Below are 24,122 nucleotides of genomic sequence, written 5' to 3'. Positions count from 1 at the left end.
ACCCCGAACCGAGACCAGGTCAGTTCACGACTTCGGCTTGAACGAAACCGTCAGCGTCCGCCATGTCTCCTTGCGCAGGTCGCTGTCCCAGTTCGCACCCTTCGCGGTGTACATCAGTGCATATCCGAGTTGCCCGTTCACCACGAAGCCACGGTCGATCGTCCGGTACTTCGTCCCGCCCTCGACATAAGTGAACTCCCAGTCGGCCGTGTTCCAACCGCGGTAGTCCACCTCCTCTATCCGGATCAGCTTGTACTGGGAGCGCTCCATGTACCGCTCCTGGTTCTTCCAGTCCGCGACCGGGTCGCCCTTCGGCGTGGACGTCCAGGCGACGAGCAGCTTCTGTCCGTCGGGCCCGGTGAAACGGTCCCCCGCCGACCCCGAGGACTGGTACTTCCACCCGTCGGGCAGCCCGATCGAGTACCCCTGGCTGCCGTTGTGCGTCGACTTGGCCCCGCTGTCGCTCCCGGACCCGGCCTCGGCACCGCTCTCACCGGTCGCGCTCGCACCGGCACTCGGCGTGCTCCCGCCCTTCGCCCCGGTGGTCGCGGACGCCGTTGCCGCGCCGTCCGTGTGCGTACCGCCGGCCTTGTCCTGCTTGGTGTCGGCACTCCCGCTCGCCCGGGCAGAAGCCTTCGCGCCCCCGCCACCGCTCGCCGACGCCTTCGAATCGTCACCGCCGTTGAACGTGATGGCCAGCACCACAGCGACCACCGCGAGCACCACGACGAGCGCGATGATCACCATCGTCCGCTTCGGCACCACATCGCTGAGCGGCGCTCTCGGCACAGGACGCGGCGGCAGATCCGGCGGCGTCATCACAGGCCACCCCGAACTCCGCCCTCCGCTCTGCATCTTCGCCGTCTCGGCATCCCGCTGACCGACACCCGCACCGGACCCGGGCCCGGCGCCGGAGCTCCCACTTCCAGCGGAGCTCACACGACTGACTTCGGAACCGGCAGCAGCCTTGGCCCCGGCACCGGAATCCCGCTCCGAAGCCGCCGACGACGCCTTGGCGCCGCCCACACCCGTGGACGCCGCCCCACCGGCCGCACCACCGGACTCGACCGCATCGGCATCCGCGCCGGCTCCCGAACCAGCGGCCTCGCTCCCGGGCTTGGCCCGAGACGCAGCCGCCGCCCCGGCCGCCCCCGCGCTCACCGCGGCCTTCCGCACGGACCGCAGCGCCCCGCGCAACCGCTCCCCGGCCTCCTCGCCCCGCTTGCCACCGGAGCCGAACCGGGACCCGGCGCCCGAACGGCCCTTGCCCTCGGGCGAGCCGGGCTGCGGCGGCAACGGAACGACCCTCGTCGCGTCCAGCGGCTCCGGCTCGTCCTTGGGCTCGGGCGCGTGGATGACGGCCTTGAGCATCGCCCGCGCACCGGCGTCGTCGAGCCGCTCGACGGGATCCTTGGTGAGCAGGCCGTAGATGACGTCCTTCAGCGGCCCCGCGTTCTTCGGCTCCTCCATCGGCTCGGTCATCACCGCCGTCAGCGTGGCGATCGCGGAGCCCTTGTCGTACGGCGGCACACCCTCGACCGACGCGTACAACAGCCCGCCCAGCGACCAGAGGTCGGCCGCCGGACCCGGCTTGTGGCCGCGGGCCCGTTCCGGGGAGATGTAGGAGGGGGCGCCGACGAGCATGCCGGTCGAGGTGATGGACGGGTCGCCCTCCACCTGGGCGATGCCGAAGTCGGTGAGCACGACCCGGTCGGTGTCGGACTCCAGCAGGACGTTCGACGGCTTCACGTCACGGTGCAGGATGCCCTCGCGGTGCGCGGACCGCAGCACGTCGAGGATGGCCAGGCCGACCTCGGCCGCCCGCTTGGGCTCCAGGAGGCCGTCCTCCCGGATGACCTCGGCGAGCGACTTGCCCTCGACGAGCTCCATCACGATCCACGGCCGGTCGTCCTCCTCGACGACGTCGAACACCGTGACCGCGCTGTTGTTGCGGATCCGCGCGATCGCCTTGGCCTCACGCAGGGTGCGCGTGATGAGGCGACGCTTCTCCTCCTCGTCGATGTTCGACGGGAACCGCAGCTCCTTGACGGCGACCGTCCGCCCCAGAGTCTCGTCCACGGCACGCCACACCGTGCCCATGCCGCCTCGGCCGAGTACTCCTCCCAGCCGGTACCGCCCCGCGAGGAGACGCTCGCGGTCGTCCTGACGAGTGTCCTGACGGGATGTCCCCGCCCGCTCCGCCTCCGACATGCGTCCCCTCATACAACCCGCCCTGACAGAGCCTCCATTGTCTCTCACCCGACAAGTGCCCAACGCCCAGGGTGCCCGTCGTGCCGCCACACAGCCGCACGACCCGAACCTCCTCACCACATCACACCCGAGCCCCGCTGAATGACACATTCCGCCGCCCGGCATGATGGGCCGCGACAAGGGAAGGAACCCGCAATGGCACGACCGGCGACGCCGCTGTTCCGGACGCTACTGGGCGTTCCCGTGTGCCTGTCCCTTCTGGGTCTGATGTCCGTGACACTGCTCGGTCTGGCCCCTATCGCCTCATCGGCGCCCCCGGCACGGGCGACGGGCGCCCTCCTTCCTCTGCTCGTCTCTCAGGGCAAGGCCCCCGCCGCGGTCCTGCTCGCCCGCGAGGAGACCGGCACCCGCTACGCCCAAGCCGGCCAGGGTCTCGCCCTCACCGACCACTTCCGCGCCGGAAGCATCACCAAGAGCTTCATCGCGACGGTGGTACTGCAACTGGCCGCCGAAGGACAGCTGTCCCTCTCCGACACAGTCGAGAGGTATCTGCCGGGACTGGTGCGCGGGGCGGGAAACGACGGGCGCGCGCTGGCCCTTCGTTCCCTGCTGACCCACACCAGCGGCCTGTACGACTTCACCGCCGAGACCAGGGGCACCGTCCCCGTCACGCCGCTTCAGGCCCTGCGCATCGCACTCACCCACCCCCCTGCCGAACGCGGCAGCTTCTCCTACTCGAACACCAACTACGTCCTGCTCGGCCTGGTCATCGAGCGGGTCACCGGCCGCTCGTACGCCGCCGAGGCCGAGCGGCGCATCATCGCTCCGCTGGGTCTGACCGGCACCTCCTTCCCTGGGTCCCGTACCTCTCTTCCCTCGCCGCACGGCCGCGCCTACGCCACCGACGGGACCGACGTCACCGAGCTCGACCCGCGGGTGGCCGGCGCCGCGGGCGAGCTGGTGACCACGCTCGCCGATCTGGACCGCTTCTACGCCGCACTGCTCGGCGGGCGGCTGCTGCCCCCGCGCTGGCTGCGCGAGATGCTCGACACCCGTGCCGCGCATGGCTCGTACGGCATGGGGCTCTTTCCCGTGAAACTGCCGTGCGGCACCGTCGTATGGGGGCACAGCGGGCGCATCTCCGGCAGCTACGTGCGCTCCGCGGCCACCGTCGACGGTCGTCGTGTCCTTACATTCCGGGTGAACACGACGGCGATCGCAGATCCCGGCCTCGAACCCCGGCTGCTCGCCGCCGAGTTCTGCCCTCGCACCAGGTAGAACGGCCGGGGTTCGAGCAGATATCCCAACTTCCGCCACCCGTTCGGGTGACGTTCCCGGTTCCGAGCCGCCGGAGTCCTACAACGGCACGATGTCCGGCGCCCCCAGCCGCGCCGCGTCCGCCGTCAGGTCGTCCGGCTGCCGCTGCGACTCCCGCTCGGCCTCCACCCGCTTCTGGTAGTGCTCGATCTCGCGCTCGATGTGGTCCTTGTCCCAGCCCAGCACCGGCGCCATCAGCTCGGCCGCCTCGCGTGCGCACCGTGTCCCGCGGTCGAACGTCTCGATCGAGATGCGCGTCCGCCGTGTCAGCACGTCGTCCAGGTGCCGCGCCCCCTCGTGCGAGGCGGCGTACACGATCTCGGCGCGCAGATAGTCGTCGGCGGAATTCAGGGGCTCGCCCAGCGTGGGATTCGCGGCGATGAGCTCCAGCACCTCCTCCGCCAGCGATCCGTACCGGTTCAACAGGTGCTCCACCCGCACCACATGAAGGCCCGTACGCGCCGCGATCCGCGCCCGCGCGTTCCACAGCGCCCGGTACCCCTCGGCACCCACGAGCGGGATGTCCTCCGTCACGCACTCGGCGACCCGCATGTCGAGCCCGTGCACCGCCGCGTCCACCGCGTCCTTGGCCATCACCCGGTACGTCGTGTACTTGCCGCCGGCCACGACGACGAGCCCGGGCACGGGGTGGGCCACGGTGTGCTCGCGCGACAGCTTGCTGGTGGCGTCCGACTCCCCCGCGAGCAGGGGCCGCAGTCCGGCGTACACGCCCTCCACGTCATCGCGCGTCAGAGGCACCGCCAGCACCGAGTTCACGTGTTCCAGCAGGTAGTCGATGTCCGCGCTGGACGCGGCCGGGTGGGCCTTGTCGAGGTCCCAGTCGGTGTCGGTGGTGCCGACGATCCAGTGCCGGCCCCAGGGGATGACGAACAGCACGGACTTCTCGGTGCGCAGGATCAGGCCCGTCGACGAGTGGATGCGGTCCTTGGGGACGACCAGATGGATGCCCTTGGAGGCGCGTACGTGGAACTGCCCGCGCTCCCCCACCATCGACTGGGTGTCGTCGGTCCACACGCCGGTCGCGTTGACGATCTGCTGGGCGCGGATCTCGTACTCCCCGCCCGCCTCGACGTCCTGCACCCGCGCCCCGACGACACGCTCGCCCTCGCGCAGAAACGCGGTGACACGCGCGCGGTTGGCGACCTTCGCGCCGTAGGCCGCCGCCGTGCGCACGAGAGTGGCCACATAGCGGGCGTCGTCCATCTGCGCGTCGTAGTACTGCAATGCGCCGACCAGTGCGTCCTTCCTCAGGGCGGGGGCGACGCGCAGGGCGTGACTGCGGGTCAGATGGCGGTGCAGAGGCAGGCCCCGCCCATGGCCCCGGGCCATCGACATCACGTCGTAGAGCGCGACGCCCGAACCGGCGTACAGGCGCTCCCAGCCCTTGTGCTGCAGCGGGTACAGGAACGGCACCGGCTTCACCAGGTGCGGTGCGAGCCGCTCCAGCAGCAGGCCGCGCTCCTTCAGTGCCTCCCGTACGAGCACGAAGTCGAGCATCTCCAGATAGCGCAGGCCCCCGTGGATCAGCTTGCTGGACCTGCTGGACGTGCCCGAGGCCCAGTCGCGGGCCTCGACCAGGCCGGTGGACAGTCCGCGGGTCACCGCGTCGAGGGCGGTGCCCGCGCCCACGACGCCGCCGCCCACGACCAGTAGGTCCAGCTCGCGCTCGGCCATCGCTGCCAGTGACTCGGCGCGCTCCGCCGGCCCCAGTGTCGCTGTCCTCACCGCTGCCTCCCGCTTATCGGTCGCGTAGGCCGCACCCGTCGGGCGAAGCCCGCTTCGAACCCCTCATGCCCAAATTCTGACCGGCTTGCCCAACTTCAGCCACTACGCACCACCACCCTGTGGACAACACTCAAGGAAACGCGATCATTCAATCCCGCAAATCGGTCATATTTACTCCTAGTCTGACATTGCGCCCCCTCGTTCTGTCCACAGGGCTTGCGCACCTGCCCCGCTTCGGTTACTGGGAAGGACGGCCCACGCCATGCCCGCAGATCTCGCCGTCATCGGACTAGGCCCGTACGGCCTGCCGCTGGCCAAGGCCGCCATCGCCGTCGGCATCCCCACGCTCGGTTACCGAACCGGGCCCGAGCCCGGCTCCCTCAGTCCCGCAGAACTGCGCCGGATGCTCTCGGGGGGCTTCCGGCACGCCACCAACCCGGCCGAACTCGGCCGGGTACGGACCGCCGTCATCTGCCCGCCCACCCCGCGCGGCACGGACGGCGGGCTCGACCTGAGCCAGGTGGAGACGGCCGCCCGCACCCTGGCGGCCCAGCTGCGCCAGCACACCACCGTCATCCTGGAGTCGCCCGTGCCCCCGGGCACCACCGAGAACGTCCTGCGCCCGCTTCTCGAAGAGGGCTCGGGGATGCGCGCCGGCCGCGACTTCCACCTGGCCTACTCCCCCAGTCGAGTCGACCCCGGCAACCGCCATTTCACGCCCGCCAACACCCCCAAGGTGATCGGCGGCCTCACGCCCGCGTGCACCGAGTCGGCGGCCGCCTTCTACGGCCGCCTCACCGACAAGGTGGTACGCGCGCGTGGCCCGCGTGAGGCGGAGACCGTGCAGGTGCTGGAGACCAACTTCCGGCACGTCAACATCGCCCTCGTCAACGAAATGGCCGTGCTCTGCCACGACTTGGGCGTCGACATCTGGGACGTCATCCGCTGCGCCGAGACCAAGCCGTTCGGCTTCGAGGCCTTCCGCCCCGGCCCCGGCGTCGGCGGCCACGCCGTCCCTCAGGACCTCACCGGCCCCGCCGGCCGCACCCTGCGCATGGTCGAACTGGCCGAGCAGGTCAACAGCCAGATGCCGCGCTACGTCGTCCAGCGCGCCGCCGCCCTCCTCAACGAACACGGCAAGTCCGTGCGCGCCGCCCGCGTCCTCCTCCTCGGCGTCACCTACAAGCCCGACCTCGCCGACCAGCAGTCCACCCCCGCCCAGGAGGTCGCCATCCGCCTGCTGGAGCTGGGCGCCTCCATCAGCTACCACGACCCCTACGTCGCCTCCTGGAGCATCCTCGACCGCCCGGTCCCGCGTGCGGACGCCCTGTACGAGGCCGTCGCGGAGGCCGACCTGACGATCCTGCTCCAGCAGCATCGGACGTACGACCTGCAAGGGCTGTCGGTGAAGGCCCAGCTGTTGCTGGACACCCGGGGCGCGGCGCCTACAGGGGCGGCACATCGGTTGTAACACCTGAGGGGCGCTCCCCTCCCTCGCAACATGCCGCCCCGCCCAACCCCACTTGGGCACACGAAAGGGCCGGCCACCCCACCCGGAGTGACCGGCCCCTCCCTGACGCAGACGAATACGTAGACGTAGACGAATACGTAACGGCTACCGCATGTGCTGCGAGTCGGCGACCGTGACCTCGACCCGCTGGAACTCCTTCAGCTCGCTGTACCCGGTCGTGGCCATGGCCCGCCGCAGCGCACCGAAGAAGTTCATCGAGCCGTCCGGGGTGTGCGACGGACCCGTCAGCACCTCCTCGATGGTGCCGACCGTGCCCAGGCCCACCTTCTTGCCGCGCGGCAGCTCCTCGTTCACGGCCTCCATGCCCCAGTGGTGGCCCTTGCCCGGCGCGTCCGTGGCGCGGGCCAGCGGGGAGCCCATCATCACGGCGTCGGCACCGCAGGCGATGGCCTTGGGCAGGTCGCCGGACCAGCCGACGCCGCCGTCGGCGATCACGTGCACGTACCGGCCTCCGGACTCGTCCATGTAGTCACGGCGGGCGGCCGCCACGTCCGCGACGGCCGTGGCCATCGGGACCCGGATACCGAGCACGTTGCGCGTGGTGTGCGCGGCGCCGCCGCCGAAGCCGACCAGGACGCCGGCCGCGCCGGTGCGCATCAGGTGCAGGGCCGCGGTGTACGTGGCACAGCCGCCGACGATCACCGGGACGTCGAGCTCGTAGATGAACTGCTTAAGGTTCAGCGGCTCGTGCGAGGACGAGACGTGCTCCGCGGAGACCGTCGTGCCGCGGATGACAAAGATGTCCACGCCCGCGTCGACGACCGCCTTGGAGAACTGGGCCGTGCGCTGCGGGGAGAGCGCGGCGGCCGTGACCACGCCCGAGTCGCGCACCTCCTTGATGCGCTGCCCGATCAGCTCCTCCTTGATGGGAGCGGCGTAGATCTCCTGGAGGCGGCGGGTGGCGGCCTCGGTGGGCAGCTCGGCGATCTCGTCGAGAAGCGGCTGCGGGTCCTCGTAGCGCGTCCACAGTCCTTCGAGGTTCAGCACGCCGAGGCCGCCGAGCTCGCCGATGCGGATCGCGGTGGCCGGGGAGACGACCGAGTCCATGGGGGCGGCCAGGAAGGGCAGCTCGAAACGGTAGGCGTCGATCTGCCAGGCGATCGAGACCTCCTTCGGGTCCCGCGTACGGCGGCTGGGGACGACGGCGATGTCGTCGAAGGCGTACGCCCGGCGGCCGCGCTTGCCGCGCCCGATCTCGATCTCAGTCACGTCTGTGGCCTTTCCCTGATGCGTTCAGCGTCTTCCAGTATCGCCGACGGGTACGGCAAGGGCGGCCCCGGAGGTTCCGGAGCCGCCCTCGGGAAGCCTGGCGTCTACTTGTTACGGCTGTAGTTCGGCGCCTCGACCGTCATCTGGATGTCGTGCGGGTGGCTCTCCTTGAGGCCCGCGGAGGTGATCCGGACGAAGCGGCCCTTGGACTCCATCTCCTCGATGGTGGCCGCGCCCACGTAGCCCATGGTCTGGCGCAGACCCCCGACGAGCTGGTGCAGGACGCTGGACAGCGGGCCGCGGTAGGGCACCTGGCCCTCGATGCCCTCGGGCACGAGCTTGTCGTCGGAGGCGACCTCCGCCTGGAAGTAGCGGTCCTTCGAGTACGACCTGCCCTGGCCGCGGGACTGCATGGCGCCGAGCGAACCCATGCCGCGGTACGACTTGAACTGCTTGCCGTTGATGAACTGCAGCTCGCCGGGCGATTCCTCGCAGCCGGCCAGGAGGCTGCCGAGCATCACGGTGTCGGCACCGGCCGCGAGCGCCTTGCCGATGTCGCCGGAGTACTGCAGGCCGCCGTCGCCGATCACCGGGATGCCGACCGGGCGGGCGGCGAGGGAGGCCTCGTAGATCGCGGTGACCTGCGGGACGCCGATACCGGCGACGACACGGGTCGTACAGATGGAGCCGGGGCCCACGCCCACCTTGATGCCGTCGACACCGGCGTCGATCAGGGCCTGCGCGCCGTCGCGGGTGGCGACGTTGCCGCCGATCACGTCGACGCCCACACTGGACTTGATCTTCGACATCCAGCTGAGGGCGTTGCTGTTGTGGCCGTGCGAGGTGTCGACGACCAGGAAGTCCACGCCGGCCTCGGCGAGCGCCTGGGCGCGTTCCAGGGCCTCGGGGCTGGCGCCCACGGCCGCACCGACGAGCAGGCGGCCCTCGGCGTCCTTGGCCGCGTTCGGGTACTTCTCGGCCTTGACGAAGTCCTTGACCGTGATCAGGCCCTTGAGCACACCGGAGTCGTCGACGAGCGGCAGCTTCTCGATCTTGTGCTTGCGCAGCAGCTCCATGGCCTCCACGCCGGAGATGCCGACCTTGCCGGTGACCAGCGGCATCGGCGTCATGACCTCGCGCACCTGGCGGCTGCGGTCGGACTCGAAGGCCATGTCGCGGTTGGTGACGATGCCGAGCAGCTTGCCGGCCGGGTCCGTGACGGGGACGCCGCTGATCCGGAACTTGGCGCACAGGGCGTCGGCCTCGGCGAGGGTCGCCTCCGGGTGCACGGTGATCGGGTCGGTGACCATGCCGGACTCGGACCGCTTCACCAGGTCGACCTGGTTGACCTGGTCCTCGACGGAGAGGTTGCGATGCAGCACGCCGACGCCGCCGAGGCGGGCCATCGCGATCGCCATGCGGGACTCGGTCACCTTGTCCATGGCGGCCGAAAGCAGGGGGATGTTCACCCGGACGTTGCGGGAGATGCGGGACGAGGTGTCGACCGCGTTGGGGAGCACCTCGGATGCGCCCGGCAGCAGCAGCACGTCGTCGTAGGTCAGCCCGAGAGTCGCGAATTTACCGGGCACTCCGTCGACGTTGGCAGTCATGACACCTTCCCCAAATGGCCTTGATCGGTGCGGATGTCCATGCTAACGGGAAGCACAGCCAGCAAATTCCACGGTTCCGTGTGGTTCCAGGCTTCGTATGTTCGTACGGAATCGAGGCGAAGCCCGTTCATCCGGGGGCGCACCCAAGGGAGCGTTACTGCTCGGCGAGTGCGCGCAACCTGCTCAGGGCCCTGTGTTGTGCCACCCGGACCGCTCCGGGTGACATTCCCAACATCTGACCCGTCTCTTCCGCGGTCAACCCCACCGCGATCCTCAGCAGCAGCAGCTCCCGCTGGTTCTCGGGCAGGTTGGCCAGCAGCTTCTTGGCCCACTCGGCGTCGCTGCTCAGCAGCGCCCGCTCCTCCGGGCCCAGGGAGTCGTCCGGGCGCTCGGGCATCTCGTCCGAGGGCACCGCGGTGGAACCCGGGTGCCGCATCGCCGCCCGCTGCAGGTCAGCGACCTTGTGCGCGGCGATGGCGAACACGAACGCCTCGAAGGGGCGGCCGGTGTCCTTGTAGCGCGGCAGCGCGAGCAGGACCGCGACGCAGACCTCCTGGGCGAGGTCCTCGACGAAGTGCCGGGCGTCGCCCGGGAGGCGGGACAGCCGCGTGCGGCAGTAGCGCAGGGCCAAGGGGTGGACATGCGCGAGCAAATCGTGCGTGGCCTGCTCGTCGCCGTCCACGGCGCGATGGACGAGTGCACCGATCGCCCCTTGGGCATAAGCCGCCTCGTCGTCGCGCATCGGTCCATGGTGCCTTGTGGCCGTTTGGTCCGTGGCATCGCGCCCGATGTTGTGCACCGAAGCGTTATGAGCAGGTGCGCCGGCACTCATCCCCTGCGCCCTCCCCTTCCGCTCGACCGACTCGTCCCCGAGAGACTCCACACCTCAAGGATGCGGCATCCGCGCCGAAACGAGCAGCGGGCACCCGGCGGGCCCCGTTGCCACCCCCGCTCACCATGCGATAAGCACGCCGGCCCGGCCCGGGGAAAGCAGCCCCGCCCACCACACGGCGGGCGGGGATCCCCGTGCCCCCGCTGAGGTCCACCTACCGGACCAGGCCCCACCGGAACCCGAGCGCCACCGCGTGCGCCCGGTCCGAGGCGCCGAGCTTCTTGAAGAGCCGCCGGGCGTGGGTCTTGACGGTGTCCTCGGAGAGGAACAGCTCACGGCCGATCTCGGCGTTCGAGCGGCCGTGGCTCATGCCCTCCAGGACCTGGATCTCACGCGCGGTGAGTGTCGGCGCGGCACCCATCTCGGCGGAGCGCAGCCGCCGCGGGGCGAGCCGCCAGGTCGGGTCGGCGAGGGCCTGCGTGACGGTCGCCCGCAGCTCCGCGCGCGAGGCGTCCTTGTGCAGATAGCCACGGGCACCTGCGGCGACCGCGAGGGCCACGCCGTCCAGGTCCTCGGCGACCGTGAGCATGATGATGCGCGCACCGGGGTCGGCGGACAGCAGCCGCCGCACGGTCTCTACGCCGCCCAGACCGGGCATGCGTACGTCCATCAGAATCAGGTCCGAGCGGTCGGCGCCCCAGCGGCGGAGGACTTCCTCGCCGTTGGCCGCCGTCGTCACGCGCTCGACGCCGGGCACGGTCGCGACCGCACGGCGAAGCGCCTCTCGGGCAAGCGGGGAGTCGTCGCAGACGAGGACGGATGTCATGGCCGCCCTCCGCAGCTGATGCACGTCACCTTGAGCCTCCAGGCTGGTACGAAATCGTCACCTGTGCGGTCGACCGTCTCGGACGCCTGCCCGAGCGCTTGTTGCTTCAACCGCCTCCGCCCTCTCAACGACGGTCACTCGAAAGAGTTACGGGGGCATGTGCCGTCTTCGGCACTCTACGTGAGGGGGCGGACACGGTGCAGACATGCACGACGGACCCACAACGTTTCATCACAACCCATGCCCCATTCAGCCCTTTTTCTTCCCATTTGTTGGCGTCTGAGGCTAGATTCGCAATGAGTCATATTTTCATCTCCTTAGATCGTAGATGTACGGTCGTGGACACCGTATCCGCCCAGAACGGCTACAAGGGGTCACGCAATGGCAGATTTCTCCCGCCTTCCCGGACCGAACGCGGACCTGTGGGACTGGCAGCTGCTGGCTGCCTGTCGCGGGGTGGACAGCTCGCTCTTCTTTCATCCGGAGGGCGAGCGCGGTGCGGCCCGGAGCGCTCGTGAGAACTCGGCCAAGGAGGTCTGTATGAGGTGCCCGGTGCGCGCGCAGTGCGCGGCGCACGCGCTGGCGGTCCGCGAACCGTACGGCGTCTGGGGCGGCTTGACCGAGGACGAGCGCGAGGAACTCATGGGGCGGGCGCGCAACCGGCTGGTGTCGGCGTCGACGACCAGCGCGGAGTCCGGCTCCACCAATTGAAGGAACGTTTCTTCAAGTAAGGGCACGCGCAGGCGTGCCCTTACTCTGCGTCAGCGGGCAGCGGCTCGCGCCAACTGCTGGAGCGTCGCCGCCACCGCGGGCACCTGCGCCAGGTCGGGCAGGGTGAGCGCGACGATCTCCCGCCGCACCGCCGGCTCCAGCGCCACCATGCGCACACCTCGCGGCCGTACGGACTCGACGGCGAGCTGGGGCAGGACGGCCACGCCCAGACCGGCGCCCACCAGGCCGACGACCGCCGGATAGTCGTCGGTGGCGAAGTCGATACGGGGCGTGAATCCGGCTCCCTCGCACACCTCGATCAACTGCCCTCGGCAGCGCGGGCATCCGGCGATCCACGGCTCGGCGGCGAGGTCCCCGATGGCGAGGGACCCGGTGGGCGCGGTGCGCGCGAGGCGGTGCCGCTCGGGCACGAGGGCGATGAGCCGGTCGGTCAGCAGGGGGCGTACGACGAGGTCGTCCCACTCCCCTTCCTGGGCCGCGCCCTCGTAGCGGAAGGCGAGCGCCACGTCGTAGTCGCCCTCACGCAGCAGTTCGACGGACTTCGGCGGCTCGGCCTCCTCCAGGGAGACCCGGGTGCCGGGGTGTGCGGCGCGCAGGGCGGCGAGGGCGGTCGGGACCAGGGTGGAACTGCCACTGGGGAAGGAGACGAGGCGGACGCGGCCGGCCCGCAGTCCGGCGATGGCGGCGACCTCCTCCTCGGCGGCGGTGAGGCCGGCCAGGATCCCGGCGGCATGCCGCACCAATGCCTCACCGGCCTGGGTCAGCCGCATCTCGCGCCCGCTGCGGATCAGCAGGGGTGTGCCGACGGACGCCTCCAGGGCCTTCATCTGCTGGCTGACGGCGGGCTGGGTGCAGCCCAGTTCACGCCCCGCCGCGGAGAAGGAACCGGTACCGGCGACGGCGCGCAGCACACGGAGATGACGGGCCTCGATCACAGATCAAGCATAAGTGATCCTTGGGAAAGGCGCCGTATAACACATGGACGCTTTGAGTGTCGGTCGCCTACCGTGCGGTCATGAAGCTTCTGTCTGTGAACCTGGGCCACCGGAAGTACGTGCCGTACTCGGATCACCCGGATGGCGTCACCGGGATCGACAAGCAGCCGGTGGACGGACCGGTACGGGTGGCGGCTCCCGGACCCAAGGGGACCGGGGGCAGTGGCGTGGCCGGCGACGAGGTGTGCAGCCTGCGCCACCACGGCGGCGACGACCAGGCCGTGTACGCGGTGGCGCGCGAGGACCTCGACGACTGGGAGCGCGAACTGGGGCGGCCGCTGGCGAACGGCGGGTTCGGCGAGAACCTCACGACCTTCGGCCTGGACGTGTCCGGCGCGCTGATCGGTGAGCGCTGGCGGATCGGTTCCGATCTGGTGCTGGAGGTCACCTCCGGGCGGATTCCCTGTCGCACCTTCCAGGGCCATGTGGGTGAGGAGCAGTGGGTGAAGCGGTTCACCGTGAAGGGGGCGCCGGGTGCGTATCTGCGGGTCATCGAGCCGGGCGAGATCCGGGCGGGCGACGCGATGGAGATCATTCACCGGCCCGGTCACGACGTGACGGTGGCGCTGCAGTTCCGGGCGGTCACGACGGAGCGGAAGCTGCTGCCGCGGCTGCTGGCGGCGGGAGAGGCGCTGCATCCGGAGTCGCTGGAGGCGGCGCGGAAGTACGCGGCGAAGAACGAGGCCTGACCGGGCGTCAGCAGTGAGGCGGCGTCAGTAGTCGGAAGGCGTCGGCCCGGGCGCCCGGAACGTCCGGGCGCCGCACGGCTCCTAGGGGGAAACCCCGTACGAGCGGCGGGGGTTGACTCGGGGTGGGCCGGGGGACGACCCGGATGTTCGGCGGGCGGCGATCAAGGACGCTCGATCCATGTCTCGCTTCAAGCGCGTCCTCATCGTTCTCGGCACCCTCGTCACGGTCGTCGCGCTGACGGTCGGTGCCCTGTTCGCCTGGCTGTGGACCGGCGCCGACGTCAGCACGGTCGGCAAGGCGTCGTTCGACAACGCGCTGGCGATACCTCCCCTGGCCGGGTCGACCGTCGACAAGGACGGCACGCGCGTCTTCGACCTGCGTATGCGCGCGGGCGAAACGGAGTTCAAGAACGGGGTGAAGACTCCGACCTGGGGGTTCAACGGCTCCTACCTCGGCCCGACACTTCGCGCGGCCCGTGGCGAGAAGGTCCGGGTGCGCATGGCGAACGGGCTCGCCGAGGCGTCCAGCGTGCACTGGCACGGCATGCACCTGCCCGCGCGCATGGACGGCGGCCCGCACCAGATGATCGCCCCCGGCGGCACCTGGACCCCGCACTGGACCGTGGCCCAGCCGGCCGCGACGCTCTGGTACCACCCGCACCCGCACGGCGCGACCGAACGGCATGTGCGCAAGGGCCTGGCCGGCATGTTCATCCTGGACGACGCGAAGTCCGGGGACCTTGACCTGCCGAAGCGGTACGGCGTCGACGACCTGCCCGTCATCGTCCAGGACGTGCGCTTCGACGGCGCCGAACTCGGCGGCGGCCACAGGATGATGCAGAACGTCGGCTTCCTCGGCGACCAGACGATGGTCAACGGCACACTGCGCCCCTACCGGGAGGTCGGCGACGAGCTCATACGGCTGCGGCTGCTCAACGCCTCGACGGCACGGACGTACGCCTTCGGCTTCCCCGACGACCGCGCCTTCTCGCTCATAGCCACCGACGGGGGCCTGCTGGAGCGGCCCGAGTCCATGGACCGGGTCCAGCTGTCGCCGGGTGAGCGCGCCGAGATCGTCGTACGGATGCGGACGGGTGAGCGGGTGATGCTGCGCAGCTTCCCGCAGGACAACTACGGGGACGGCTGGCAGCGGCGGTTCGGCGGGGGCGACGACTCGTTCGACGTACTGGAACTGCGGGCGGCGGGAGCACTCCGCGCCTCGCCCGCGATACCGGCCGCGCTGGGCAAGTCGGAGACACCGGACGGCACGGATGCGGTGCGTGGGCGGCACTTCGACCTGAAGCGGTCCGGCATCAACGGGCGGGCGATGGCCATGGGGCGCGTCGACGAGACGGTCACTCGGGGAACGACGGAGGTGTGGACGGTCCGCAACAGCAACGGCATGCCGCACAACTTCCATGTGCACGACGTGCAGTTCCGGGTGCTGGAGGTGAACGGCGAGGCGCCGCCGGCCGCGCTGCGCGGGCCGAAGGACACGGTGTTCCTGCCGAACGGCACGACCATGAGGCTGGCGCTGCGCTTCACCGGTCCGGCGGATCCGGACACGCCGTACATGTACCACTGCCATCTGCTGTACCACGAGGACGAAGGGATGATGGGTCAGTTCGCCGTGGTGGAGAGGGGACAGCGGGCGAAGGTCCCGTCGGCCCACTCGGCGCACGGGCCCGGGCACGGGCACGGCTGAGCGGGGAGCGGAGGCGCGCAGTCCAGGTCACTAATCTTGCGCCATGACAACGGCATTGATTACGGGATCGACCGCGGGCATCGGCGCCGCGTTCGCGCGGCGGCTGGCGGCTGACGGGCACGACCTCGTCCTGGTGGCCCGGGACACCAAGCGGCTGCGGGAGCAGGCGACCGAGTTGCACGACCGGCACGGCATCGAGGCGGAAGTGCTCACGGCCGACCTGGCGGAGGACACCGGCATCGAGACGGTCGCCGCCCGCCTCGGCGACCGCCGGAACCCCGTCGACCTGCTGATCAACAACGCCGGCTTCGGCAACAAGGGCCGCTTCCTCGACGTCTCCATGGCCGACGAGCTGAAGATGCTCAAGGTGCACTGCGAGGCGGTACTGCGCCTGACGTCGGCGGCCACGGAGGCGATGCGGGAGCGGGGGCGCGGCGGCGTCGTCAACGTCGCGTCGGTCGCGGCCTTCGTACCTCGCGGGACGTACGGCGCGTCCAAGGCGTGGGTCGTGCAGTTCACCCAGGGCGCGGCGCGGGACCTGGCGGGGAGCGGGGTGCGGCTGATGGCGCTGTGCCCGGGGTTCGTACGGACCGAGTTCCATGAACGGGCCGGGATGGGGACGGACAACATTCCGGGGTGGATGTGGCTGGACGCGGACAAGTTGGTGGCGGCGGCGCTCGACGATCTGGCGCGGGGGAAGGCGGTGTCGATCCCGGATCCTCGGTACAAGGCGTTGATGGGGGTGGTGAAGGTGGTGCCGCGCGGGTTGCTCGGCGGGATCAGTTCGAGGACGGGGCGGAAGTACGGGCCGCAGTAGCCGCTTTGCGGTCGCCCGTGCAGGCGGCCTTCAGAGCCTCCGCCGCCGCCACGACCAGCTCCACCGACTCGGTGTGCCTCAGCAGCCCGGGCAGCGCCGGTACCCAGCCTCCGCTGCGCAGCGCCAGTGCCGTCAGGTCCCGGGCCCGGGCGGGATCGTTCGTGACCGCGGCGACGTGCGCGCAGGCCCGAGCGGCGTACGTGGGGGCCGCGATGGTGCGGGCTACCTGCTCGGCGCGGACGAGTTCGCCCGCGTCGGCCACGGCAACGGAGATCTCCGCAAGGGTTTGGGCACGTTCATGGGGGTGGGTGAGGCAGTCCGCCCGGGCGACGGCTTCGTCGTACTCGCCGATGGCGATGAGGAGCAGCGCATCGGCGCTCACCTCGGGCCGGGGCCGACGGCGGAGTGCGTCGTCACCCATCGGGAGTCCCCGGACCGCCAGACGCCTCGCCTTGTCCTGTTCCCCCGCACAGGCCAGGGCCCTGACCAGAAACACGATCTCGGTGCGGTGCCAAGCGCTCCAGCGGTGGATCTGCCGGTACGCCTCGTTGGCGAGCGCCTTGGCCCTGACGTGCTGGCCCGCTGTGTACAGGGCCCAGGCCAGCAGGCCCAGATCCACTCCCAGCCGACCCGGGTTGGCCGACTGCCGGACCACGGACTCGGCCCGGTCGAAGTGGCCGCCGGCTGCCAGTCCGCGAATCACGGTGTGCAAAGGAGAACCGCTCGCCCCCGCGAAGCGGTAGGAGCCCACGAGAGCGATCGCAGCTTCGGCTCGTCCGGCAGCAGCATGCCACCCGGCCAAAAGGTGCATGAGCTGCGACCGTTGTTCGCCGAAGGGTGCGCGCGCGGCCAGGCGCTCGGCCCGGCCCATGGCTCCCGCGGCGGCCAGCGCCACGACGGCGTCCATCAGCGCGGTGGACTCAGCGGTCGCCCCGTCGGGTAACTCGCCGCGTGGGATCAGTTCCTCAAAGCCGTCGAGCAGGCTCAGGGCCTCGTCCCGGTACCCCGCCAAGGCCAGTGCCTTGGCCGCCCCGCTCACTTTCCGAGCGACGGTCGGGACTGCCGGGACACGGGTGCGGGCCTCGACGTCCAGAAGCATCCGTTCCGCCGTTTCGCGTCGGCCGCCGCGTGACATCGCGAGGGCCAACTCGACGAGCGTGCGCGGACGGTCCTCGCTCCCCTCCAAGGAGTGGACGAGTTCGACTGCCCGGTCCTGCTCGCCCGCTTCGGCCAGCAGAAGGGCGAGCCGACGGAGCGCCTCGGCTCGCAGCCCGGTGTTCCCGATGCCCCGCGCCAGGCGCTCGGCCCGGTCGTACTGGCCGCCCTGTGCCAGCACGATCACCTCTTCCCCCAGCGTCAGACCGGCTTCCGTCGGGTCCTTGATACGCCGGGCCAGCGCCTCGGCCCGGTCGTGGCACCCCGCTCGCGCCAGCTCGGTCGCCACCGTGCGCAGCGCCTGCCAAGCGAGGGCGGGGTCCCGCACACGGCCGGCGAGTTCTTCGGCCGCGTCGTATTCACCCGCCTTCGCCCGAGCGATCGCGAGGTCCCGCAGGATGGCGGACCGCCCCCCGTCCCGAAGGTGGACTAGCCGGGCCTCGGCCTCCTCGTACCGGCCCGCCGCCACCAGGCTACGGGCGACGATCTCCCATGCCCGGACCTGCGCGTCGCGTTTGTGGATGCCGTCGGCGAAGATCTGCGCACGACGGATGTCGCCCGCCCCGGCCAGCGCCGCCACCACTTCCACGCGTCTGTCGGACGTGGGAGCCAGCCGCCTCACCGCATCGAGAAGCCGATGCCCACGGTCCCGAAGGCCCTCCCGGTCCCAGGCACGGACAACCAGGACCAGCGCCCTGATCCGGGCCGGGCGAACCGCCGCTCGGGCCACGCGTTCGGCGTCCTCGATCCGGCCGACCCCCAGCAGGGCCGGAACCAGGGCCAACGCTCCCTGCGCCGCACACTCCTCGTTCGGGGCGGTACGGACCAGCTGTTCCGCCCGGTCCGGGCGTCCGGCCTCCAGCCAGGCCGCGACGGCCGCCGTGTACGGGCCGCTCGCGAGACGTGATCCGGCGGCCGCACGCGCCAGGGCGGCCGCCCGGTCGTATTCGCCCGCCGCGACCAGGACGCCGGCGACTCGTACCCGGACCTCGTCTCCGAGCTGCTGTTCATCGCTGTGGTCCGCGCACTCCTCGGCCTCCCGCAACGTCTCCAGGACCCGGCCGGGATCACCGCCCCGCCGCTGCAACTCCTCGGCGACACCGGCAAGTTCCGCCCCGCGCCGGTCAGCGGCCGGATAGCTCCGCGCCAGGGCCAGGGCACGGCTCGTACTCCCCACGGCGACCCAGGCCCGGGGCAGGCCGTCCGGCAGGCCAGCGTTGCGGTCGCCCAGCCAGTCCCGGTGGACGGCCAGACGGAGGGCGTCCAGCGGATCCGGGCACCCCCGGTCGGCGAGCGCCTCCTCGGTGGCCCGTACCTCGTTGACCGCGGCGACATCGCCGCCGGTGAGCAGGAGCATGCGGTCGTGGCGGGCCGCGTCCAGGGCGCAGTCGAGCATCCGGTCCACGGCACGCGAGGCGCGCAGCATGCGGAAATAGCCGCGCAGCAGGTACTCGGGGGTGCCGTCGGGCCAGCCGCGCTCCCGCCATGCGTCGGCCCAGGCGTGCAACTTGGCCCGGTATCGGTCGAGTTCACCACTGCCGAGCATCTCCTCGGCCTGTGCCTGTAGTTCCTCGTGCCCCAGCAGGTACACGGACGCCCGCAGGCCGAACGTCCGCCCCGCGCGGGTGCGCAGGATGTCCCGCACCCGGTAGGGCACGGCGCCGGTCAGTTCCGCGAGGTCCTCGGCGCTCAGGCCCCCGCCCGCCGCCGTGACCAGCGCAAGCAGGTCGTACTCAAGCCCTCCGGCCTCGATGAGGTGCTTCAGTTCACGTTCCGCCTCGCCGCGGATCACCTGGGCGTATCGCGACGGCTCCAGGATCCGTACGATCCCGGGGTCGCGCAGCGGATGGACGTCCGGCACGTCCACCGGCAGGGGCGGGTTGAGCCGCCCGGACACCAGGACGCGCATACCGGAATCGGGCCGCGCCGGCAGCAGACCGGCGATGCTGCGCGCGGCCGCCCCCGTCGTCACGCCTCGGTCCTCGTCCAGCCCGTCGACCAGCAGGACGAGCCGCTCACCGCGCTCGGCGCAGGCCAGCGCCGCCTCCCGGTACAAACGCAGCAGATGCGCCTCGCGGGTGGATTCCCACAGGTTGGCGGGCAGCCCCTCACCGGCGATCTCGGCGAGCTGTTCCAGGACGACGTCGACGTACGCCGCCACGTCGTTCTGGGCGCCCAGCCGGGCTGTCACGAAGAACGGCACGAGACGCACGCCCTTCGGCGGATGCAGCGCGAACCACGACATCAGCGCGGTCTTGCCCGCCCAGGCTCCCGCGCGCCACCAGGCGTACAGGGGGCCGGAACCGGCCGTGCAGAAGTCGACCAGCGCGGCCAACTCCCGCTCACGGTCCACGAGTTGCGGTGGGGCGATCTTTCCCACCTGCTCCCGGTACGCCGAGCGCACGGGAGGTGCCAGTACGACCTGGTTGTTGTCGCCCGTGATGGCCCAGCCGATGTCGCCGCCCGCGGCCACCGACTGCTTCCCCCGCCCCTGCATGGCGCCATGGTGCCAAACCGCCGGATCCGGTGTCCCCCACCTGATGGTTTCCTTTCGGCGGGAGCGGCGGTTCAGGACCGGCCGTACCGCGAGGGTGACCGTTCAACAAGACCGATCGGGTCTGATTTTCCTAGAATGATGAGGTTCATCCGGAATAAGGAGCCGGGAGGCGACGGCGTCATGACCTTCGTACAGCTCATCGACTGCAGGACCAGCCGTTTCGACGAGATGAACCGGCTGATGGACAGGTGGGTCGAGCAGACCAAGGGGAAACGGACGGCGACGCACGACATCATCGGGAAGGACCGGTCCGACTCGTCGCACTTCATCGAGATCGTGGAGTTTCCGTCGTACGAGGAGGCGATGCGGAACTCCAACCTGCCCGAGACCGACCGGATCTTCCAGGAGATGGTCGCGCTCTGTGACGAGACGCCGACCTTCACCGATCTGGACGTCGTGCGGGACGATCAGCTGAACGTCCTGGCCGCGCGGGCCTTCTTCCAGGACATGGGCAAGATGGCGCCGGAGCGGATCGGGGAACACCTCACGGACGACTACGTGGATCACGATCCGTCGTATCCGCAGCCCGTGCAGGGCGTCGACGGGGTGCGCGAGCAGTACGCGGGATGGCGTGCCGCCTTCGACTTCACCTTCCGGATCGACGACCAGATGGCCCAGGAGGACCAGGTGTGCACGCGGTGGACGTGGACCGCGCGGCACAAGGGGGAGTTCCTCGGGATTCCGGCGACCGGGCAGGACGTGACCATGCAGGGCATGACCTGGCAGCGGTTCCGGGACGGCAGGATCTGCGAGAGCCACTGGCTCTACGACCGGGCCGGGCTGCTGGAGCAGCTCGGGGTGCTCGGTCAGTGACCACGTAGCCAGGTCAGTGGCCTGGTAGCTCGGTCAGCGACCACATGGCGCGATCAAGGACCAGGTCGCGCGATCAAGGACCCGCGAAGGGGGAAGGCCCCGTTCCGCACAGCTGTGCGGAACGGGGCCTTCGCTACGAGCGCTGCAAGCGCCGCCGGTCAGCGGCTGGGCTCAGTGCGCGTGCCCGTGGCCGTGGCCGCCGGCGGCCGCCGGCTCCTCCTCTTCCTTCTTCTCGACGACCAGGGTCTCGGTCGTGAGGAGGAGGGAGGCGATGGAGGCGGCGTTCTCCAGGGCGGAGCGGGTGACCTTGACCGGGTCGATGACGCCGGCCTTGACCAGGTCGCCGTACTCGCCGGTCGCGGCGTTGAAGCCCTGGCCCTTGTCGAGCTCGGCGACCTTGGAAGTGATGACGTAGCCCTCCAGGCCGGCGTTCTCGGCGATCCAGCGCAGCGGCTCGACGACCGCGCGGCGGACGACGGCGACACCGGTGGCCTCGTCGCCGGTCTTGCCCAGGCCGCCCTCCAGCACCTTGGCGGCGTGGACGAGCGCGGAGCCACCACCGGAGACGATGCCCTCCTCGACCGCGGCGCGGGTCGCGGAGATGGCGTCCTCCAGACGGTGCTTCTTCTCCTTCAGCTCCACCTCGGTGGCGGCGCCGACCTTGATCACGCACACGCCGCCGGCCAGCTTCGCGAGGCGCTCCTGGAGCTTCTCGCGGTCCCAGTCGGAGTCGGTGTTCTCGATCTCGGCCTTGATCTGGGCGACGCGGCCCTGGACGTCCTCGGACTTGCCGGCGCCGTCCACGATGGTCGTGTCGTCCTTGGTGACCGTGATGCGGCGGGCGGAGCCCAGCACGTCCAGACCGGCCTGGTCGAGCTTGAGGCCGACCTCCTCGGAGATGACCGTGGCGCCGGTGAGGACCGCCATGTCCTGCAGCATCGCCTTGCGGCGGTCGCCGAAGCCCGGGGCCTTGACCGCGACCGCGTTGAAGGTGCCGCGGATCTTGTTGACGACCAGGGTCGACAGGGCCTCGCCCTCGACGTCCTCGGCGATGATCAGCAGCGGCTTGGAGGCACCCGCCTGGATGACCTTCTCCAGCAGCGGCAGCAGATCCTGGATGGAGGAGATCTTGCCCTGGTTGATGAGGATGTACGGGTCGTCGAGGACGGCCTCCATACGCTCCTGGTCGGACACCATGTACGGCGACAGGTAGCCCTTGTCGAAGGCCATGCCCTCGGTGAAGTCCAGCTCCAGACCGAAGGTGTTGGACTCCTCGACGGTGATGACACCGTCCTTGCCGACCTTGTCCATCGCCTCGGCGATGAGCTCGCCGACCTGCTGGTCCTGGGCGGACAGCGCGGCCACGGCGGCGATGTCGGACTTCTCGTCGATCGGGCGGGCCGTCGCGAGCAGGTCCTCGGAGATCGCGGCTACGGCGGCGTCGATGCCCTTCTTGAGCGCGGCCGGGGAGGCACCCGCGGCGACGTTCTTCAGACCCTCGCGGACCAGCGCCTGGGCCAGCACGGTGGCGGTGGTCGTACCGTCACCCGCGATGTCGTTGGTCTTGGTCGCCACCTCCTTCACCAGCTGGGCGCCGAGGTTCTCGTACGGGTCCTCGACCTCGACCTCGCGGGCGATGGTGACACCGTCGTTGGTGATGGTCGGCGCGCCGAACTTCTTGTCGATGACGACGTTGCGGCCCTTGGGGCCGATCGTCACCTTGACCGTGTCGGCCAGCTTGTTGACGCCGCGCTCCAGGGCGCGACGGGCGTCCTCGTCGAACTTCAGGATCTTCGCCATGACAGCGGGAGCCCTCTCGGAAACTAGGGATTCACAAAAGACACTGCGCCCCGGGCGCCCGGCTTCTTGTCAGTGGTCGCGGGGGCCAGGGGCGCAGCTGGAAAACCTTGGTTGTCTAGAACCTCGGTCGTCTTACTTCTCGATGACCGCGAGCACGTCGCGGGACGAGAGGACGAGGTACTCCTCGCCGTTGTACTTGACCTCGGTGCCGCCGTACTTGCTGTACAGCACGATGTCGCCGACCTTCACGTCGAGCGGCAGGCGCTCGCCGTTCTCGAAGCGGCCCGGGCCCACGGCGAGGATGACGCCCTCCTGGGGCTTCTCCTTCGCGGTGTCCGGGATGACCAGGCCAGAGGCGGTGGTCTGCTCGGCGTCGAGCGGCTGGACCACGATGCGGTCCTCAAGCGGCTTGATGGCAACCTTGGAGCTGGCGGTCGTCACGATCCGACCTCCCCCTTCGGAGATCTCACGGGGTTAACTGTCTGAGGTGGCGACCAGGTGGATCCGTCGTCGCGGGTGCCGGACCTGCCCGTCGCGTATTGGCACTCTCCAGGGAGGAGTGCCAGACCTGAGACTATGACCGGGATTAGCACTCGGTCAAGCGGAGTGCCAATTCACCGCGGCGCGGCGTATCCGGGAGGCCCGGCAGACGGCCCGCGCACGACCGCACCGCGCACGGCCCCACCGCGCACAGCCCGCGCGCTACAGGTAGTCCTCCAGGCGCCCCACGGCCAGCCCTCTCGCCTGGGTCTCCCGCAGCAGTCGCGTCGTCCGCTCCCGCAGGGACAGTCCCGTCGGCTCACCCGAAGGAACGGAGACGATGTCACCCGCGCGCAGCCGACCGGGGCCCTTCGCGTACGTCAGTCCCCCGTCCCCCTCCATCGCCGCCCGCCACAGCACGACCGCCGTCACCCCGCAGTCGGCGGCGGCGCGCAGCGTGGTCGTGTCGTACGTCCCGTAGGGCGGGCGGAAGAACTGGGGGCGGATGCCGAAGCGGGCGCGGAGTTTGCTCTGCTGGCCGCAGATCTCGGCGCGCTGACCGGCGTACGGCAGGCCGGGCAGGGCGGCGTGGTCGAGCGTGTGGTTCTGGATGGACGCGCCCACCGAACGCAGACGCGCGAAGTGGCCGTAGCCCGGGCCGACCACGCTGTCGGTGAGGAACATGCTGACCGGCAGCCGTAGCTCACGGACCATGTCGACGAAGCGGGGGTCCTTCTCGGCGCCGTCGTCGTAGGTGAGGAAGACGACCTTGTCGCGGGTGGGGACACGGTCCACGACGGGCAGCGGGCCCCGCGCCGGAAGCGGCCGGCGCCGGGCGGGCGGGGACGGGGGTGCGGGCAGGGGGGCGGTCAGTCCCCAACGGCGGTACGGCTGTGTCGTACCGGGTCTCGTACCGGGCGTCGGGCCGACCGTCGGACTGGGCGCCGGACTGGCCGCCGGTCGTGCGTCATGGGCTGCCGCGTTCTCGCCGGGCGGGGCTCCGGCGGCCGACCCGGCCGACTGGGCGCAGCCGGCGAGCAGGGCGGACGTCATGAGGACGGCCGCCAGCGCCCGTACTCCCGGGGCGGCCGGCGCCG

The 24,122-nt window shown here is 70.5% G+C and carries 18 protein-coding genes; 7 read left to right on the top strand and 11 right to left on the bottom strand.

What is annotated here, in order from left to right; all coding sequences use genetic code 11:
* Window positions 1–24: 24 nt before the first annotated feature.
* Complete coding sequence (locus tag POF73_RS02525) at window positions 25–2,211, bottom strand: serine/threonine-protein kinase (protein ID WP_272112721.1); 2,187 nt, start codon at window positions 2,209–2,211, stop codon at window positions 25–27.
* A gap of 195 nt (window positions 2,212–2,406) precedes the next feature.
* On the opposite strand from POF73_RS02525, the gene POF73_RS02520 reads away from it, so the two are divergent.
* Window positions 2,407–3,489 carry a serine hydrolase domain-containing protein gene (locus POF73_RS02520; protein WP_443049395.1) on the top strand — a complete coding sequence of 361 codons (1,083 nt, stop codon included), beginning with the start codon at window positions 2,407–2,409 and terminating at the stop codon, window positions 3,487–3,489.
* Between the two features lie 78 nt (window positions 3,490–3,567).
* On the opposite strand, the gene POF73_RS02515 is transcribed toward POF73_RS02520, so the two are convergent.
* The gene (locus tag POF73_RS02515; RefSeq protein ID WP_272112720.1) at window positions 3,568–5,274 is read right to left on the bottom strand and encodes a glycerol-3-phosphate dehydrogenase/oxidase; all 1,707 of its coding nucleotides are present in this window, start codon (window positions 5,272–5,274) and stop codon (window positions 3,568–3,570) included.
* A 262-nt stretch (window positions 5,275–5,536) separates the two neighbouring features.
* Here POF73_RS02515 and POF73_RS02510 point away from each other — a divergent pair, with 262 nt between their 5' ends.
* The gene (locus POF73_RS02510; protein WP_272112719.1) at window positions 5,537–6,745 is read left to right on the top strand and encodes a nucleotide sugar dehydrogenase; all 1,209 of its coding nucleotides are present in this window, start codon (window positions 5,537–5,539) and stop codon (window positions 6,743–6,745) included.
* A gap of 144 nt (window positions 6,746–6,889) precedes the next feature.
* Here POF73_RS02510 and POF73_RS02505 read toward each other — a convergent pair whose 3' ends face one another.
* The 4 genes from POF73_RS02505 to POF73_RS02490 form a co-directional block, all read right to left on the bottom strand.
* On the bottom strand, window positions 6,890–8,014 hold the full coding sequence (locus POF73_RS02505) for a GuaB3 family IMP dehydrogenase-related protein (protein WP_272112718.1): 1,125 nt from the start codon (window positions 8,012–8,014) through the stop codon (window positions 6,890–6,892).
* Window positions 8,015–8,118: 104 nt separating this feature from the next.
* Window positions 8,119–9,624, bottom strand: coding sequence for an IMP dehydrogenase (gene guaB, locus POF73_RS02500; protein WP_272112717.1), 1,506 nt, complete (start codon window positions 9,622–9,624; stop codon window positions 8,119–8,121).
* A gap of 154 nt (window positions 9,625–9,778) precedes the next feature.
* Complete coding sequence (locus POF73_RS02495) at window positions 9,779–10,366, bottom strand: sigma-70 family RNA polymerase sigma factor (RefSeq protein ID WP_128433187.1); 588 nt, start codon at window positions 10,364–10,366, stop codon at window positions 9,779–9,781.
* Window positions 10,367–10,670: 304 nt separating this feature from the next.
* The gene (locus POF73_RS02490) at window positions 10,671–11,282 is read right to left on the bottom strand and encodes a response regulator transcription factor (protein WP_003948568.1); all 612 of its coding nucleotides are present in this window, start codon (window positions 11,280–11,282) and stop codon (window positions 10,671–10,673) included.
* 381 nt (window positions 11,283–11,663) lie between these two features.
* Between POF73_RS02490 and POF73_RS02485 the strand changes: the two genes are divergently transcribed.
* A complete protein-coding gene (locus POF73_RS02485; protein WP_272112716.1) occupies window positions 11,664–11,993 on the top strand; it encodes a WhiB family transcriptional regulator in 330 nt (109 codons plus the stop codon).
* Between the two features lie 50 nt (window positions 11,994–12,043).
* Here the strand turns inward: POF73_RS02485 and POF73_RS02480 are convergent, their stop codons facing one another.
* A complete protein-coding gene (locus POF73_RS02480; protein WP_272112715.1) occupies window positions 12,044–12,949 on the bottom strand; it encodes a LysR family transcriptional regulator in 906 nt (301 codons plus the stop codon).
* Window positions 12,950–13,029: 80 nt separating this feature from the next.
* Here POF73_RS02480 and POF73_RS02475 point away from each other — a divergent pair, with 80 nt between their 5' ends.
* The 3 genes from POF73_RS02475 to POF73_RS02465 all read left to right on the top strand — a co-directional run bounded on the left by POF73_RS02475 (window position 13,030) and on the right by POF73_RS02465 (window position 16,220).
* Window positions 13,030–13,698, top strand: coding sequence for an MOSC domain-containing protein (locus POF73_RS02475; RefSeq protein WP_272112714.1), 669 nt, complete (start codon window positions 13,030–13,032; stop codon window positions 13,696–13,698).
* 178 nt (window positions 13,699–13,876) lie between these two features.
* Window positions 13,877–15,403 carry a multicopper oxidase family protein gene (locus POF73_RS02470; protein WP_272112713.1) on the top strand — a complete coding sequence of 509 codons (1,527 nt, stop codon included), beginning with the start codon at window positions 13,877–13,879 and terminating at the stop codon, window positions 15,401–15,403.
* A gap of 43 nt (window positions 15,404–15,446) precedes the next feature.
* The gene (locus POF73_RS02465) at window positions 15,447–16,220 is read left to right on the top strand and encodes an SDR family NAD(P)-dependent oxidoreductase (protein ID WP_272112712.1); all 774 of its coding nucleotides are present in this window, start codon (window positions 15,447–15,449) and stop codon (window positions 16,218–16,220) included.
* Here the strand turns inward: POF73_RS02465 and POF73_RS02460 are convergent.
* Entirely contained in the window at window positions 16,183–19,872 is a 3,690-nt protein-coding gene (locus POF73_RS02460) for a hypothetical protein (protein WP_272112711.1), read from the bottom strand. The two genes, POF73_RS02465 and POF73_RS02460, sit on opposite strands and share 38 nt — an antisense overlap.
* Window positions 19,873–20,052: 180 nt before the next feature.
* Here POF73_RS02460 and POF73_RS02455 point away from each other — a divergent pair, with 180 nt between their 5' ends.
* Window positions 20,053–20,745, top strand: coding sequence for an ester cyclase (locus POF73_RS02455; protein WP_272112710.1), 693 nt, complete (start codon window positions 20,053–20,055; stop codon window positions 20,743–20,745).
* Between the two features lie 171 nt (window positions 20,746–20,916).
* Here the strand turns inward: POF73_RS02455 and groL are convergent, their stop codons facing one another.
* From groL to POF73_RS02440, 3 genes are all read right to left on the bottom strand, one after another.
* Window positions 20,917–22,545, bottom strand: coding sequence for a chaperonin GroEL (groL, locus tag POF73_RS02450; protein WP_272112709.1), 1,629 nt, complete (start codon window positions 22,543–22,545; stop codon window positions 20,917–20,919).
* 132 nt (window positions 22,546–22,677) lie between these two features.
* The gene (groES, locus tag POF73_RS02445) at window positions 22,678–22,986 is read right to left on the bottom strand and encodes a co-chaperone GroES (protein ID WP_031477499.1); all 309 of its coding nucleotides are present in this window, start codon (window positions 22,984–22,986) and stop codon (window positions 22,678–22,680) included.
* 261 nt (window positions 22,987–23,247) lie between these two features.
* Window positions 23,248–24,078 carry a polysaccharide deacetylase family protein gene (locus POF73_RS02440; RefSeq protein WP_443049402.1) on the bottom strand — a complete coding sequence of 277 codons (831 nt, stop codon included), beginning with the start codon at window positions 24,076–24,078 and terminating at the stop codon, window positions 23,248–23,250.
* Between the last annotated feature and the right edge of the window lie 44 nt (window positions 24,079–24,122).

The organism is Streptomyces sp. HD (assembly GCF_028369295.1).
In the GTDB taxonomy this organism is placed as follows: domain Bacteria; phylum Actinomycetota; class Actinomycetes; order Streptomycetales; family Streptomycetaceae; genus Streptomyces.
Note: the sequence above shows the minus strand (reverse complement) of the source record. Positions and strands in the feature narration are given on the sequence as shown.

Bases quoted from the DNA above. Each gene is read 5' to 3' on its own strand.
- POF73_RS02475 (WP_272112714.1), top strand. From the start codon at position 13,030: ATGAAGCTTCTGTCTGTGAACCTGGGCCACCGGAAGTACGTGCCGTAC.
- POF73_RS02495 (WP_128433187.1), bottom strand. From the start codon at position 10,366: ATGCGCGACGACGAGGCGGCTTATGCCCAAGGGGCGATCGGTGCACTC.
- POF73_RS02465 (WP_272112712.1), top strand. From the start codon at position 15,447: ATGACAACGGCATTGATTACGGGATCGACCGCGGGCATCGGCGCCGCG.
- POF73_RS02510 (WP_272112719.1), top strand. From the start codon at position 5,537: ATGCCCGCAGATCTCGCCGTCATCGGACTAGGCCCGTACGGCCTGCCG.
- POF73_RS02485 (WP_272112716.1), top strand. From the start codon at position 11,664: ATGGCAGATTTCTCCCGCCTTCCCGGACCGAACGCGGACCTGTGGGAC.
- POF73_RS02470 (WP_272112713.1), top strand. From the start codon at position 13,877: ATGTCTCGCTTCAAGCGCGTCCTCATCGTTCTCGGCACCCTCGTCACG.
- POF73_RS02455 (WP_272112710.1), top strand. From the start codon at position 20,053: ATGACCTTCGTACAGCTCATCGACTGCAGGACCAGCCGTTTCGACGAG.
- POF73_RS02525 (WP_272112721.1), bottom strand. From the start codon at position 2,211: ATGTCGGAGGCGGAGCGGGCGGGGACATCCCGTCAGGACACTCGTCAG.
- guaB (WP_272112717.1), bottom strand. From the start codon at position 9,624: ATGACTGCCAACGTCGACGGAGTGCCCGGTAAATTCGCGACTCTCGGG.
- POF73_RS02440 (WP_443049402.1), bottom strand. From the start codon at position 24,078: ATGACGTCCGCCCTGCTCGCCGGCTGCGCCCAGTCGGCCGGGTCGGCC.
- POF73_RS02460 (WP_272112711.1), bottom strand. From the start codon at position 19,872: ATGCAGGGGCGGGGGAAGCAGTCGGTGGCCGCGGGCGGCGACATCGGC.
- POF73_RS02490 (WP_003948568.1), bottom strand. From the start codon at position 11,282: ATGACATCCGTCCTCGTCTGCGACGACTCCCCGCTTGCCCGAGAGGCG.
- groL (WP_272112709.1), bottom strand. From the start codon at position 22,545: ATGGCGAAGATCCTGAAGTTCGACGAGGACGCCCGTCGCGCCCTGGAG.
- POF73_RS02520 (WP_443049395.1), top strand. From the start codon at position 2,407: ATGGCACGACCGGCGACGCCGCTGTTCCGGACGCTACTGGGCGTTCCC.